The organism is Stieleria tagensis, from assembly GCF_024129865.1.
Taxonomy (GTDB): domain Bacteria; phylum Planctomycetota; class Planctomycetia; order Pirellulales; family Pirellulaceae; genus Stieleria; species Stieleria tagensis.
This window is the reverse complement of record NZ_JAMYFE010000014.1, coordinates 19,864-34,291: the sequence shown is the minus strand read 5'-3', so window position 1 is coordinate 34,291 and position 14,428 is coordinate 19,864. Positions and strand designations below refer to the sequence as shown.

The window sequence follows — 14,428 nt, the reverse complement described above, 5'->3', positions numbered from 1 at the left end:
GCCTTACTCCTCGGTTGCGGGTGTTGCTGCTTCGTCGCCGGCCGGATTGGGCGCGGCGGAAAGCGATTGCAGTAGTGCTGGATCTTTGAGGGCTTTGGCGAGCAAGGCTTCGGCACCGTCCTTTCCATCCATATAGGTTAACAAGTTCGACAGCTGCTCTCGGGCCTGTAGCAATTTACCCAGCGAGTCGACTTTGCGGGCGATGGCGGCGGGCGAAAAATCGTCCATGCTTTCGAACGTCAAGTCGACCGCCATGTTGCCTTCGCCGGTCAGGGTGTTAGGAACCTGGAACGCGACTCGCGGCTTCATGGATTTCAATCGATCGTCAAAGTTATCGACATCGATCTCCATCGCCTTGCGGTCGGCCACCGGCGCCAACGGGTCTTCCGGTTTGCCGGACAGGTCCGCCATCACACCCATTACGAATGGAAGTTGGACCTTTTTCTCGGCACCGTAGACCTCCACGTCATATTCGATCTGCACGCGAGGCGCTCGATTCCTCGCGATAAATTTCTGAGCACTGGACTTAGCCATTGGTTTCTCCTGCAAGAAAGTTATAGACGATCAGGTATCGCCGTTCATTAAAATCAAGTGTTTACCAGCTAGATGATTCTTCGGATTCACCCGCAGATTCTTCGGTCGATTCGGCATAGCCGCCTGAGGATTCGCTGGCGATCCCACCACCGAGAGCTTCGGCTTGTGAGACAGCATCCGGGGCGAGATCTCGCAAGATGTCCAAAAAGCTTTTGGATGCCAATCGTTGGGCACGGCGAATTAACAAGGGCAGCGGACTAGACGGTTCGTTTTCTTCATAAAATTCACAAACGTCGTCCAGCGCCTTGATCGCGTCTTTGCGTGACGTGATCTTGCCATTGACGCGATAGCCTTGGACCGCGGCAGCTGTCGCAGCTGGCGATGTTTCGCCGCCGCCGGCCGCCGCGCCACTGTCGCCCCAGGAATCATCCGCCACTTCGGCTTCCTCGGCTTCGTCCTCGCCACCGGTCGACACGCCGCGTCGCTCGAGTTGTGCCAGGACGATTTGATTCATTTCTTCCAGCACCGATCGGGGCGGTGACAGACTGACCGCTAAACCAACACCAACCTGTTCGGTGACAAACTGCTCGATCGCCGCCAGATGCTCGGCAGCTAATCGCGTGGCAGCCTCAGTGGCCTGAATGTCCTCGATGGATGCATCGGTGAATGCCGCTTCGATCGCCGCCGGGCTGGGCCCTTTCGGTTTCGCTTCGCCTCCGCCCCCTTCGTCACCCCAACTGCTTTCCGTCTCTTCAACCGGCGCCGCGGGAGCCTCATGAGCCCGGTGCGTGTCGCGCAGACTGAATTGCCCCATCGCCCGCGATGAAACCAACGGCGTCTCGCGAAGATCTCGCACAAACGTCTCTTCGTCACACAACATGATCAACGTGTTGGTGCGATAGGTCGGATCATCATCGTCGTCGTGATCGAGTTCCGGATGAACACTGTCCCAATACGTTTCGACGTATCCACGCAATAAGCCGATCGCTTGCTCGAAACCGACGATGCCGTCCTGATGCAACACTGCCCGCGCCAAATAGGTCACGACGCGCATGTCCTTGGTGCGGTCCAAGAGTGCCAGGGCACGTCGCTTGACATCCTTCCAATCCGGCGGCTCGGCCGCCACGATCGTGTCACCGTATTGCTGCTCGGACTTGCTTTGTGCCGCGCGTTCCATCTCGCCAAAATCAGCGTCATATTCCAAATCCGGTCCGCACGGTTGATCGTCGGATATTGGCTGGAGAAGTGTTTCGAGATCCGAGAGATCCATCGGTTTCACAACGTTGGTGGCGGCGTCTTGAAGGGGTTAACACTGCGACAGAGCTGAATTTGCTGCTGGCCAAACGCTGGCATCACTCAGAAACAAAGCATCGCGCGAGGCTGTCGGGCATTAACGTCTTCGAAATGTAGAACATTCGTAGAATCAGCTCATCGGTCCCTGAAAAACGAATAACCGGTTTATGTTTGAGTTGGAGTTCTGCAATGAAAGTGCCGGTGATAGCGACCAAGATACAATCGCTTCAGCATACATGTGGGCCCATTACAAACAAAATTTTGCAACGGCGCTGAACTTTTTCCAAAAACATCGCCTTCCGGCCAACCGCGGACCTGCATCTGGCTAAAGATCTCCCTCACGCGACGGATCGTTAACAAGATCCACCACCGCCGGAAGCTAAAACGTCCAACGCAGTTCCATCCGCATCAGACTTTCGTACCAGTGACTGGTCGAAACACTGGTCCCGCCACTGATTCCAAATTCAAATACCCCTGCCCCACCGCCGGTATCACGAACCATGCGGACGCCGGGATAAATGTTGAAGATATTCTCACCATCAATGTCTTGGACCTGAAGAAGCCCGACCGTTTTTTGTCCGCTTAACACCGACCAGCCGACAAACTCCAACGTCGGAATCACGGCCACTGAATCGCTATCGTAAAGAACATTGGCCAGTCCAAATCCATATCGCAGCACGGGCCCTGAGAAATCGGGGTCGCCGCCCAGTGGAAACCAAAGTTTCAGTTCATTGTGAATCATCGTCTTCTCGCTCCAGCTATAGCGAGCGACAAATCCGGGCTCCATCGAGGTGTGACCGTTTCCGCGGCCGTTTCTAGCCGATCCGGTTGGCAACTGATTCCGCAGCACTTGCGTCAATTGAAACGAGTCGCCGTCCATCATCAATGTCTTGGTCGTCAGCACCATGTCGCCCATCCCGCCGGTGTTGCCGACCACCGTGGGATCAATGAAACGAAGTGGCAACTCGGTCGTCGCGGAAAATCGCTTTCCGCCGACTTCGATCGCTACCCGAATGTCTTGGTAGTCCACCGATGATTCGATGGGGATCGTTTCGGCCGGGCCTTTCCCACCGATCTTGGACCATAAAACTTCGGCGCGGTCAGGAAATTCCCAGTCATAGGCGGCATCGAATCGAACGCGAAAGTTGTTCGACGGCTGCGACGTATCGACTTCGAACAACGCGAACGGCAATCGTTCCACTCCAATCCCCGCGTCACGGCGTGCCTGGCGTTGCCGGTAGGCTTGCACGCCGCCCAACAACCGCATCAACGGTTTCCGGCGACGGTCTCCAAAATCACGAACTCGCTCGCCCCATTGCGAAGGCACCCACGCACCGTCCGGAGCGCCGCGGCCGGCATCAACCAGGCGATCTCCCAACGCCACTCGACCGTCGCCACCACCTTGCGGCGGGTACATCTCGGACAGAATTTCGATGCTGGGCAGAATTTCCGCTTGTGGTGAATCGGCCAACTGGACCGTCGGACGCAAGATGGTCCGCCCCGATCGATCCCGCGATGGCACCGCGGGCTGGAACAGAATCCGCGGTCGGTTTTCGCCGATCGAATTGACGGGCTCGGCAGATGATGACGGCAGTGATGTGGAAGGCAATGATGTGGAAGGCAATGAAAATGAATTCGACGTCGGTTCGCTTTGGGGTTCGGCGACCAAGGCCTGTGACCGCCCGTCACGGAAGGGATCCAGTGCTAACTCGCCCGACGCCACAGTCGGCTGGGACCGCGAAGGTGACGTGTTTGCGTCAATCGGCGGCGGCACCGGGCTGATCACGATCGGCCGCTGCCCCTGGCGAGAGTCTGCGGGGATCGATTCGATCAATTCAGGCTCGACGGGTGGCATTCGCCATGGCCTGAGAGAATCTGGGGAAGCGACAGAACCTGGGGCGACGCCCGTCCCGATCGCAGCGGACGTCTCTGTTGCGGTGGAGTTCAACCCGGTGGTCTGTGCCGACGCGACTGAGACAGCGAAAACCAGCACGATCAGCGCGCAGGTCAAGCGCAATCCAGGCGACTTGTCAGAACTGACTTGCCAGCGATACGCCACTGATTCGATTTCTCGATGAAGTTCTCTGTGACAAACCGACTCGGCCCCGGCCCTTGCGATGGGCTTAGTCGAGTCAATCTTTCACAGTTCATTGTCTTGCTGCAATTTCTCTATCGGTTTATCGGTCCTCGGGCTCATTACGGTCATGATAATTGGGTAAATTCTGTCGGTTGTTGACGAACGAACGATCAGTTTCTGTTGGGAATCGAGTTTGACGACCGATGCTGAGCAGCCTGAATGCCGATGACGCATCGGTCGGCGCCCGTAAAACGCTAAATAATCCCGTGTTGCAGGAGGGGTGTTCGAACGTCACGCTAACCAGGACCCACTTGATGTACTTTAGAGGCGTTACTGTCGTATGAAGAATCCGCGCGTGCATTGGTATCAGGGCCTGTTTGTCCGGCCCCAGCATCTTCAAGCGGCAGATCGGCATTGGTCGGAATTCGCCCATACGTCTCAGCACTGGGATCATCCCTATGGATATGGGCTGCACGCGATCAGCTACAGCAAAGATGCTTTGGCCAGCGGACAATTTCGCGTCGAAGAATTGGACGGCCGATTGCGTGACGGCACGCTGATTCGGCTGGAATCGGGGCAGGAATTGGAAGTCGATTTGAAGGAGGCGTTCGAGGCCCAGTCCAACGCGGACTCGGAATCATCGCTGATGGTCTATGTCGGCGTGCCAAAACTAAATCTCGGCGGGGCAAATGTTTCCCAAGATGCCACCAACGGTTTCGTCCGCTACACGCGCAATGAAATGACCGTGATGGACGAGAACGGTCAGGACACCGGTCAACCGATCGAGTTTCGCCGCTTGAATTTGCGGTTGATCGTCGGCGGCGACACGGCCGGCTACGAAGTCCTGCCGATCGCGAGAATCAAAAGCGCCAGTGAACGCGACGTGCAACCCGTCGTCGACGACTCGTATATCCCACCGGTGCTGACCACACGTTCTTGGCCGTTCTTGCGCCGCCACTATGTGCAAGGAATCCGCGACGTGCTGAGCGGCAATATGGACACGCTTAGCGAACCGGTTCGCCAATTGAGCGTCGGTCGCCATTCGCTCGAGCCGGCCGATTCAGGTCGCGTGTCGATGCTGGATCGTTTGAACGAAGCCTACAGCACGTTGGACGTGATGGGACCCGCGTTGGGCGTGCACCCCTTCGTCGCCTATTCGGAACTCGCCCGCATTCTCGGTCGGCTGTCGATCTTCGGTTCCGAGCGGCGGGCGATCGAAGTCGAACCCTACGACCACGACAACCTGGGTTTTATTTTCGCTGACATCCGCGAAAAAATTCTCGGCATCCTGTACGCCACCCAGTTCGACGAATACTTGCGTGCCAATTTCGAAGGCCATGGGGCGACGATGATCGCCCAACTGGGACCCGAATGGTTCGACCCGGAATGGGAATGGTACCTGGGGATTGAACGTGGCGGTTCGAGTGAATCGAATCTGCGGGAGCTGCTCGAGCGATCGGCTGAATGGTATTGGGTGTTCGGCAGTGCCGACCAAGTCGAAAACCTGTTTCATATCCGCCAGAACGGTTTGCGTCGCGAGATCGTGTCGACAACCATCCCCGATTTGCCATCCCGCCAGTACTGGACGTATTACAAAATCTCGCAGGATGAATACGAATCGCCCGGCTGGTCTGAAATCCGGCGGACTCAAACGGTCGCGATGCGGGTCCGCAATCATGACGAACTGACCGGGGCCAGGCACTTGGACGTTGTCACTCCCGACGGCAATCGCGCCCGACTTCGTTTCGCACTGTTCGCCATTCGTACTTAAATCATGACACCTCGATTCGCCGACGCCGTCGACCCGATTCTGATTCACGTTTTCTCTCTGCTGGAGCGAATTGATGCGGGATCAGACGTTTCACCGGCCGAAGAAAAGCGAACGCTCGAAGGCCTGGTGCAACAGGCCGACGCCCGTTTGGTCGGCTATGCCGAAAATTGGGAGTTGGCCAAGTATGCGTTGGTCACTTGGATCGACGAAATGCTGGTCGATGGCCACATTTGGAACGGCCAACAATGGTGGCGTGACAACGTCTTGGAATGGTCACTGTTTAATTCCCGACGTTGCAACGATTTGTATTATGTTAACGCCAACACGGCGTTGAATTCTGGATCCGATGACGCGCTGCAACTGATCTATGTCTGCGTGATGCTGGGGTTTCGCGGGCTGTACCGCGACGCGCGACTCAATCGCATGCTGATCGATAAACACGGCCTGGCCAGCGACCTACCAGCCTGGGCCGGTGAATACGGCAACGCGGTCGCCCAAGCCAGGCAGCGTTGGAATGACGCCACTGCCGGTCAAGAATGTGAACGCGCGATCGTCACCGCTGTTCCGCTGTGGAATCGCGCGCGAATCGTTTGGCCCTGGTTGCTGGTCACGATCCTCGCCGGGTTGCTAATCCTTTCCTACTTTCGCGCCTGACACACGTCACGGTAACCACTCACGAACGTGGCCATGTCTAACGAAACCCCACCCACAAAAAAGCGTCGCTTCTTTCGCCGACTGCTGCCCTCATCCGTCGCCGGCAGTGCGGCCCTGTGGACCGCTCTGGCACTGGTCCTGATTCTGGCGGCGGTCTGGACGCTGCGGCTGTTCGGATCGCAAAGCGTGCGGCTGAGTCATGCGATGACAATTCCACGGATGATCATTGAATTCGCATTGGTGGTGATCATTCCGATCGTCTTGTACTGGGGAATCCGTCGCTGGAACCAAGTCATTCAAGGTGAATTTCCGGATATCGATCGCGCCTGGCAAGCCGGCATCGACGCGCTGCACGCGCAGGGCATCGAGGCAACCGATTACCCAATTTTTTTAATCCTCGGCTCATCCGGCCACCAAGTCGAACTCGGTTTGATGGAGGCGCTCGACACGCGAATGAACCTGCACGGGATTCCCGATGCCAGTGGCATCAGCCATGCCCTGCAATGGTACATGAGCTCGGATGCGATCTATTTGTTTTGCCCCGGCGCAAGTTCGCTAAGTGCACTGATGGGCCGCTGGACCACTCCGTCGATGACCAGCAACGCGCGGCGAGTGCCGCCGGGCGGTCTCACGCAAACCACCAACCAAGCGGCGCCCCAGCCCAGCAGCGGCCCCGCTGCCACAGCCCCCGCAGCGCCGGTCGGGCTGCCCAAAATTCAACGTGCCGCCCCCGCTCCCACCTCCACCGCCGGAGCCGCGTCCAATCCAGCTGCTGCACCAGCTAGCGCAGCATTGACCCGAGAATCAAACATGAAAGCGGCGCCGGCAAACCCGCCCGCCGCCACAGCTGAACCCGCCGCAGCGGATGCCTACATGGGCACCATTCAATTCCAGTCGGTTGATTCCTCACCCAAACAAGCAACGGCTTCCGCCACTCCGTTTTCGATGCCCGCGGCCACACCACAAGCACCGGCCGCTCACGTCCCCACGCCACCACAGGCACCGGCGTCGCCGTTTTCACGTGACGCGATGCGGCCTGCGCCACGTTTCGACGGCACCATCTCGTTCGATCAATTCCAGCCCCAGCAACCGGATGCGGCCGGGTTTGCCGCTGCGGTCACACCCTCGGCCGCCACCTCGGCGCAGTCGACCGCAGCACACGCTGCGGGGAACCCCTCATCGATCCCGGACCAGATCGTCCGCTCGGTCAGCAATCAAGCCAGCGAAGCGGCTCGCTCGGCGCGTTTCGACCCCACCGTCGCCGCGCAAAGTGGCTCTGCCGAAAACAGCATCGCAACCACTGGCACCGCGACCAATAGCATCAAACCCGTCGCCCCAGTTGCGATGCCGCGCGTGGCGGCCGGCAAAGTGGCTCTCCCCGCCTCGTTGGACACCTCCGATCAATTGCCGCGTCTGCGCTATGTCTGTCAATTGCTCAAACGGGTGCGCCGACCGATGTGTGGAATCAATGGCGCTGTGACATTGATCCCGTTTGAACTCTCGCGGGTCGGCCCGCTGCAACTTTCGGCCTTCGCCCAATCGGCGCGCGGCGACGTCAGCACGATTCAAGAAACCTTGGGAATCCGCGCCCCGGTCACCGCCGTCTTGGTCGGGCTGGAGCAAGACAAGGGGTTTGGTGAACTGGTACGGCGACTGCAACCGGGACTCCTTTCACGGCGATTGGGCGGCCGATTTGATCTTCGCAGCCGACCGACACCCAACGAATTGAATACCCACAGTGACCGATTGTGCGATGCGTTCGAAGACTGGGTGTACCGGTTGTTCAGCCGTGAAGACGGCTTGGCCCAACAGCGTGGCAATCGCAAACTGTATGCCCTGACCAGCAAGATTCGTCACGAGCTGAAACCGCGATTGCGGATCGTTCTCGGTCAAGCGTTTGGGTGTGAATCAAGCGATCAATCTACAGATCCTGAAAACGACGAATCCTTTTTCTTCAGCGGTTGTTACTTCGCCGCCAGTGGTGCGACGACCGGACAACCGGCGTTCGTCAAAGGCGTCCTGAAAGACAAACTGGTCGATGAACAATCGCAAGTCCAATGGACACAAGCCGCGATGCGAACCCACCGCTCGTTCCGCCTGTTCGCCATCGCCGGCTGGATCCTCACTGTACTCTTAGCATTACTGCTGTTAGTCAAATGGCTCTAATCAGCTTTGTGGGGAAAAGAGTTCTGACAACGTTTTCTCGCCCCCACTTTGTGGTGCAGCAAATGAATCGGCCTGAGGCGACGACGCGTTCGATCTGCCGGCAAGCCTGACACAGCCACTGCCGTGGTCGCCAGACCATGGAAACGAGCGAAATTTCGTTGACCACCCCACCAGACCCCCGTACTATGGGTGGTTCCCATTATTGGCAGTCCGACGACGGGATATCGCAGTAGATACCAGCACTCGGACCGCCCATACAATATTGTTCTGCCACTGAATCAATGATTGCACTCGACGTCACAACGATTCTAGGCAACAAGACAAAACCTTGGTTTCACGTTTGCCAACTGAACGTTCGTCGCGAGGACGCAGCGTCATTCTTTGACGTCGAACCAGTTGTTGCTGATGAACCCGGTCTTGGTGACGCCGACTATTGGGCAGTTCGATTTGACTGCGGGTTAGAGCTTGGGGTTGAATTCTTTCATCTGTCCGAAGGCGCTTCTGTTTACGCTGATTTGCCGTGTGCTCAACATGTACGTCGGCATCTGCGCCACTGGGACCGTGAACTGGTTGACGTCCCGCCCGACATGTTCGCCCCTGACCGTGAGGCAATGATCGAGCGGTTTGCCGACCAGAACTGTGCCTTGCTTGAGCTTGATGCCTTTCAGGTCTGGCGACAGGGAGACGATGGCAACCAAGTCAAGATCGGAATCCCAACCACCAAACGCGACGCCGATTGCTGGGTCGCGGAATTTGGATCTCACCACCACAAGCAGATATACTGGGTTTCCCGATGCGTCAACGCTTCAACGTGACGCAAGAAGGCAGAACAATGCCGTGCACACGGAGCACGGCTTGCGCGTTTTCACGAATGGAAAGTCGTCTCTCCGTGCCCGGTGACGGCTGCCGTTATCGCAACGAACTTTTCTTGAAGACACAAACCTACGAATCGATTGCAGCTCGTCTTGGAGACGCCGAATTAGCAGACGTTGTTTGCTGCGCTTTGGCGGAAATGTTTGATCACGAGGCTTTGTGCCGCGGAGACATTGACGGACCCCACGAGTTCTGCGTGGTGTACTCGGTGTACATGACAACTGGGTTAATCGGTGGCGATGGGCTCGATTCTCTTGAGGCCAATGACAGCACTTCGTTCTATTTGGCGTGCCTCGTTGCACTCGAACATTCGATTCTTGCCAATCGCCTGAAACGTTTCTTTGATGGCTCTGAAGTATCCGACGATGAGCGACGCAAACTCGAACGATTAATGCCCACGCAGGCTGATCGATTGATCTTGGCTATTGGCCGATTTATGCGATCTCGCCCAGACGTCTTCTCTAGTCTACTCTCGCGGATTCAGTCCACGCTCGTTTATCTCAGTATCTTCGATCCAGAGAGTTACCAGGAGAAAATGAATACTCCAGGACCAGACACCCAAGGATTGCGAGAACATTTTGGATGATGCCACGAGATTTGCGATAAATCGGGTAAGGACGCCGGTCTCCCGACGCCCTCCCCACACCACCGTACGTGCGGGTCCGCATACGGCGGTTCAACGAAGCGGAGCAAGTTCCGCCCACAGAGTCTTTCAGCTCAAGACGCCCTGAGCCTGTAACCACTTGTTCGTCATGCCCACACCGCTGGCGATGGTCTTGGACATCCGCCAAGGTCCCTTGCGGCTGCGTGCATGGCGGAACGCTGGACGACGTGGAACGCCCAGCCGGATCAAATTTCGCGCGACGCCACTTGTTGGTGTGGAGGATTTATCCGACGGAATCAAAAGGAGAACGCGTCATGCTTGGTCGGATAAATCCTCCACACCAACCAAGCATTCGAAACGAGGGTTGGTCTTCGATCCAGACCCGCGGTCCGTCATGAATTGCATTGTTTGGATCAATATTGATTCTCCGTGCCTTGGTGCCTCCGTGAGATCGATTGGTCCGGGGTCTCTCACAGAGGCACGAAGGCACAGAGACGAGATAGCAATCGGTCGACGGTTCAGTTGCCTGCACGTTGCGTTGCTTAGAAACTCTGGCATCATTGGATCTGTTGGCGGGATTTATCGCGGCGTTAAGATCAGCGGTGTCCGTCGTGGTATGCGGAGCTTCGGTTGCGGCGTTCCGACAGCATTGGGGCGAAGGAATGGGTGCGGGGTTGACCGATTGGCACCTGGAAACGCAGGTAGAAGGTGCAAAGGAATCATCGCCCGCCGCAGCCTCTCCCCCACTGCAGTTGTCTCTCGCGGGAATGACATCACAGCGATCCTTTGCGATAGAATCATTCTGACGCGGATCGCTTCCCCGCCAACCCGACCCACATGATGGTCGACAAAGTTCAACGCCCGATCTATCCGTGCACCTCCGGTACCCGGATAGATCGCATTTCGTTTCGTTCGCCAACTCGAGAAATAGACTCCTGCCATGACCGGAGACCATGACGAAAAACTTGCTGAGGAATGGTACGACAAGAAGTCGGCTATGATGGAGCAAATCCTTGGCGAAGAACATGACAAGGTGATGCACGCGATCATTCCGTACGCCCTCGGTGGCGGCCTCGACTTGTACTATTATCCCAACGGTATTGCCGGCACAGCAATCGCAACCAAGGAACTCTCTGAAACGCCAGGCGAAGGATCATCGAATGACGCGTTTGGAACATATGAACTCGTAATGTTTACACGCCACTCACTGTCGCTTGACGAGGTCAATAATGAATCTACGCCATTTGGCAGCACCCATCACGCGATCAACGCGATTCTCAATTGCATGGCGCCGTACAGCGAGCAGGCAACACTGAATCCACGAGAAACGTGTGAATTTCCCGAAGACATGAAAACGGTCGGGGGTAAATGCCTGATCTTCGATGCGTACGATTTTGAAGGGAATCATGCAGAATTCGGTTTGCTAGCAATCATCGAGATTTACCGTTCAGAAATGGTCTACGCGCGAGAGCACGGTGGGACGAAACTGATCGCCAAATTGAAGCAGGCTGGTTGCTATCCGTATTCCGACATGGATCGTCCCGCCGTAGCGTAAAAACTGACGAAATCGGGTAAGGACGCCGGTCTCCCGACGCCCTCCCCACACCACCGTACGTGCGGGTCCTCATACGGCAGTTCAACGAAGCGGAGCAAGTTCCGCCCACAGAGTCTTTCAGCTCAAGACGCCCTGGTCCTGCAACCAATTGTTCGTCATGCCCACACCGCTGGCGGTGGTCTTGGCCATGTGCCAAGGTCCCTTGCGGCTGCGTGCATGGCGAATCGCTTGACGACGTGGAACGCCCAGCCGGATCAAATTTCGACGACGTGTTTGCGCGCGACGCCACTTGCTGGTGTGGAGGATTTATCCGACGAAATCAAAAGGAGAACGCGTCATGCTTGGTCGGATAAATCCTCCACACCAACGAAGCATCCGAAACGAGGGTTGGTCATCAATCGCTTTGTTTGAATCAACATTGTTTCTCCGTGCCTTGGTGCCTCCGTGAGATCGATTGGTCCGGGGTCTCTCACAGAGGCACCAAGGCACAGAGGTGCGATCGCAATCGGTCAACGGTCCGGCAGCCCGCAGGTCGCGTTGCCGAGAAACTCTGGCATCATCGGATCAGTTGGCGGGATTTGGTTCAGCGTGCAGATCGGTGGTATGCGGAGCTTCAGTCGCAGAAGTTCCGACAGCATTGGGACGAGGCAATGGGTTAGAATCATTCTGACGCGGATCGCTTCCCCGCCAACCCGACCCACGTGATGGTCAACAAAGTTCAACGCCCGATCGATCCGAATACCTCGATAGATCGCATTTCGTTCCCCGGCAATGAAACATGTCCCACACACTTTGGCCAACTGAATCTACTCCACGCAGGTCGCTTGATGAGATGCTCGATCTACTGCGTGAAGAATTCAATGTTTTTGAGGCTGATCGCGACCGTGGTGACGACCTGATTTCGGACATGATCACGCATTGGCTCAAGATGAAGCGCACTCGGGAAAGTTGGAAACAACCTGGGGACACAACAAAATTGGATGACATGATCGAGCATTGGTCATCTCATCGTGGGAACGCAGCCTACGTCGTCGTTGCGGATGTCGATAATGACGAGGATCGGTGCGTATCCTTCAACCTCGTTCCAGGCGAAGAGATGTTGATCGGATATGCTAATGCACGGCATGAAGCATGCTCGGAACCACTCGCGAGGCGGGTTTCACAAACGCTCGGATACGACGGTCGTTTCGATTAGCGAACAGTCGGTAGCCAATTAGATTTTGACATCGCGTGAATGAGCGGCGGTGTTGGCATTGGTTCTCTATCAAGCCTGAAAAGGGGCTGGCTATTTGAATGAATGCGAAAAGGGGAAGGGGGTTTTTACGTAAAAACCCCTTTCCCCTTTTAACGTAGGAAGAGGTGGTAGGCGTGGTTCTGGGTTTCATCGGTGCAGTGGTACCCCAGTGCGTCGATGAATTCGCGGAAGGCTAGCATCTCTTGGTCGGCGACTTGGATGCCGACTAGGATTCGCCCATAGTCGCCGCCTTGATTGCGGTAGTGGAACAAACTGATGTTCCAGCTGGGATGCATGCTGGACAAAAACCGCATCAACGCACCCGGGCGCTCGGGGAAGGCAAATCGGTACAAGCGTTCATTTTCCGCCATCCGGCTGCGGCCACCGACCATGTGCCGTAAATGGTCCTTTGACAGATCATCGTCGACTAAATCGACTGTCACAAATCCCTGTTCAGTCAACGCCGCACTGATTGCGGCGGTCTCGTCATGGTTTCGAGTTGCCAGTCCGACCAGGACATGCGCCTGTTGTTGATCGGAGATCCGATAGCTGAACTCCGTCACACTGCGCTGGCCGATGGTCTGGCACAAACGCTTAAAACTCCCTCGCTCCTCTGGGATCGTGACGGCAAACAACGCCTCTCGCTCTTCCCCCACTTCGGCGCGTTCGGCAACAAATCGCAGTCGATCGAAGTTCATGTTCGCGCCACAGGTGATCGCCACCAGTGTCTGCCCCTGCAACTGGTGCTGGGCGATGTATTGTTTCATCCCCGCGATGCCGATCGCACCGGCCGGTTCCAAGATGCTGCGTGTGTCTTCAAAGGCATCTTTGATCGCGGCGCAAACGCTGTCGGTATCCACGATGACAAAATCGTCGACCAACTCTCGCGTGATCCGAAACGTTTCTTCACCGACTTGCTTCACCGCCGTGCCATCAGAAAAGATTCCGACATCGGCTAAATCGACGCGGTGGCCTGCTTTGACCGAACGAACCATGGCATCGGAATCCGCCATTTGAACTCCGATCACATTGATCTCCGGCCGTACGGCTTTGATGTACGCTGCGACGCCAGAAATGAGACCGCCGCCGCCGATCGCGACGAACACGCAGTGGATCGGATGCTGGTGCTGCCGCAAAATTTCCATCCCGATCGTTCCCTGGCCGGCGATCACATCCGGATCATCGAAAGGGTGCACGAACACCAGTTGGTCACGCTTTTCGAGCTCCTGCGCATGCTGAAATGCATCCGAATAGCTTTCACCGTGCAGCACGATCTCGCCCCCCAGCGCTCTGACCGCATCAATTTTCAGCTCGGGCGTGGTTTCCGGCATGACGATCACGGCACGACAGTTCAATTGCCGGGCACTCAAGGCAACGCCTTGGGCATGATTGCCCGCCGAGGCACACAGAACGCCGACGTCCAATTGTTCCCGCGTCAAGTGCGCCATCTTGTTGTACGCACCGCGGATCTTGAAACTGAACACCGGCTGCGTGTCTTCGCGTTTCAGCCAAATCTGGTTGCCCAGCCGAGCCGAAAGCTTGACGGCGTGATCCAGCGGCGATTCGACGGCGACATCGTAGACGCGCGCATTCAAGATCCGCTGCAAATAGTCCAGGTGCTGCTTTTCCATCCCATTATTCCTCGTGCGTGACGTCAGTCGATGATA

General features: G+C 56.6%; 11 protein-coding genes. 6 read left to right on the top strand and 5 right to left on the bottom strand.

The genetic code is table 11. The features are described 5' to 3' along the window. Positions 1-3: 3 nt before the first annotated feature. The 3 genes from tssB to NHH03_RS01580 form a co-directional block, all read right to left on the bottom strand. Positions 4-534, bottom strand: coding sequence for a type VI secretion system contractile sheath small subunit (gene tssB / locus NHH03_RS01590; RefSeq protein ID WP_253153968.1), 531 nt, complete (start codon positions 532-534; stop codon positions 4-6). 61 nt (positions 535-595) lie between these two features. Continuing rightward, positions 596-1,804 carry a type VI secretion system protein TssA gene (gene tssA / locus NHH03_RS01585; RefSeq protein WP_253153967.1) on the bottom strand — a complete coding sequence of 403 codons (1,209 nt, stop codon included), beginning with the start codon at positions 1,802-1,804 and terminating at the stop codon, positions 596-598. A 402-nt stretch (positions 1,805-2,206) separates the two neighbouring features. Further along, positions 2,207-3,298, bottom strand: coding sequence for a hypothetical protein (locus NHH03_RS01580; protein ID WP_253153966.1), 1,092 nt, complete (start codon positions 3,296-3,298; stop codon positions 2,207-2,209). On the opposite strand from NHH03_RS01580, the gene NHH03_RS01575 reads away from it, so the two are divergent. From NHH03_RS01575 to NHH03_RS01560, 4 genes are all read left to right on the top strand, one after another. Then, positions 3,261-3,905 carry a hypothetical protein gene (locus tag NHH03_RS01575; protein WP_253153965.1) on the top strand — a complete coding sequence of 215 codons (645 nt, stop codon included), beginning with the start codon at positions 3,261-3,263 and terminating at the stop codon, positions 3,903-3,905. The genes NHH03_RS01580 and NHH03_RS01575 overlap by 38 nt on opposite strands. A 354-nt stretch (positions 3,906-4,259) precedes the next feature. Beyond that, positions 4,260-5,675 carry a type VI secretion system baseplate subunit TssK gene (gene tssK / locus NHH03_RS01570; RefSeq protein ID WP_253153963.1) on the top strand — a complete coding sequence of 472 codons (1,416 nt, stop codon included), beginning with the start codon at positions 4,260-4,262 and terminating at the stop codon, positions 5,673-5,675. A 3-nt stretch (positions 5,676-5,678) separates the two neighbouring features. Then, entirely contained in the window at positions 5,679-6,329 is a 651-nt protein-coding gene (locus NHH03_RS01565) for a DotU family type IV/VI secretion system protein (protein WP_253153962.1), read from the top strand. A gap of 33 nt (positions 6,330-6,362) precedes the next feature. Beyond that, positions 6,363-8,495, top strand: a complete 2,133-nt coding sequence (locus tag NHH03_RS01560) for a type VI secretion protein IcmF/TssM N-terminal domain-containing protein (RefSeq protein ID WP_253153961.1) — start codon at positions 6,363-6,365, stop codon at positions 8,493-8,495. 458 nt (positions 8,496-8,953) lie between these two features. Here NHH03_RS01560 and NHH03_RS01555 read toward each other — a convergent pair whose 3' ends face one another. Next, positions 8,954-9,193 (bottom strand): hypothetical protein, encoded by a 240-nt coding sequence (locus NHH03_RS01555; protein WP_253153960.1) that lies wholly within the window; start codon positions 9,191-9,193, stop codon positions 8,954-8,956. A gap of 230 nt (positions 9,194-9,423) precedes the next feature. On the opposite strand from NHH03_RS01555, the gene NHH03_RS01550 reads away from it, so the two are divergent. Next, positions 9,424-9,954, top strand: coding sequence for a hypothetical protein (locus NHH03_RS01550; RefSeq protein ID WP_253153959.1), 531 nt, complete (start codon positions 9,424-9,426; stop codon positions 9,952-9,954). A gap of 958 nt (positions 9,955-10,912) precedes the next feature. Next, a complete protein-coding gene (locus NHH03_RS01545; RefSeq protein WP_253153958.1) occupies positions 10,913-11,527 on the top strand; it encodes a suppressor of fused domain protein in 615 nt (204 codons plus the stop codon). 1,344 nt (positions 11,528-12,871) lie between these two features. On the opposite strand, the gene ilvA is transcribed toward NHH03_RS01545, so the two are convergent. Further along, positions 12,872-14,419 carry a threonine ammonia-lyase, biosynthetic gene (ilvA, locus tag NHH03_RS01540; protein ID WP_261364027.1) on the bottom strand — a complete coding sequence of 516 codons (1,548 nt, stop codon included), beginning with the start codon at positions 14,417-14,419 and terminating at the stop codon, positions 12,872-12,874. Positions 14,420-14,428: the final 9 nt, after the last annotated feature.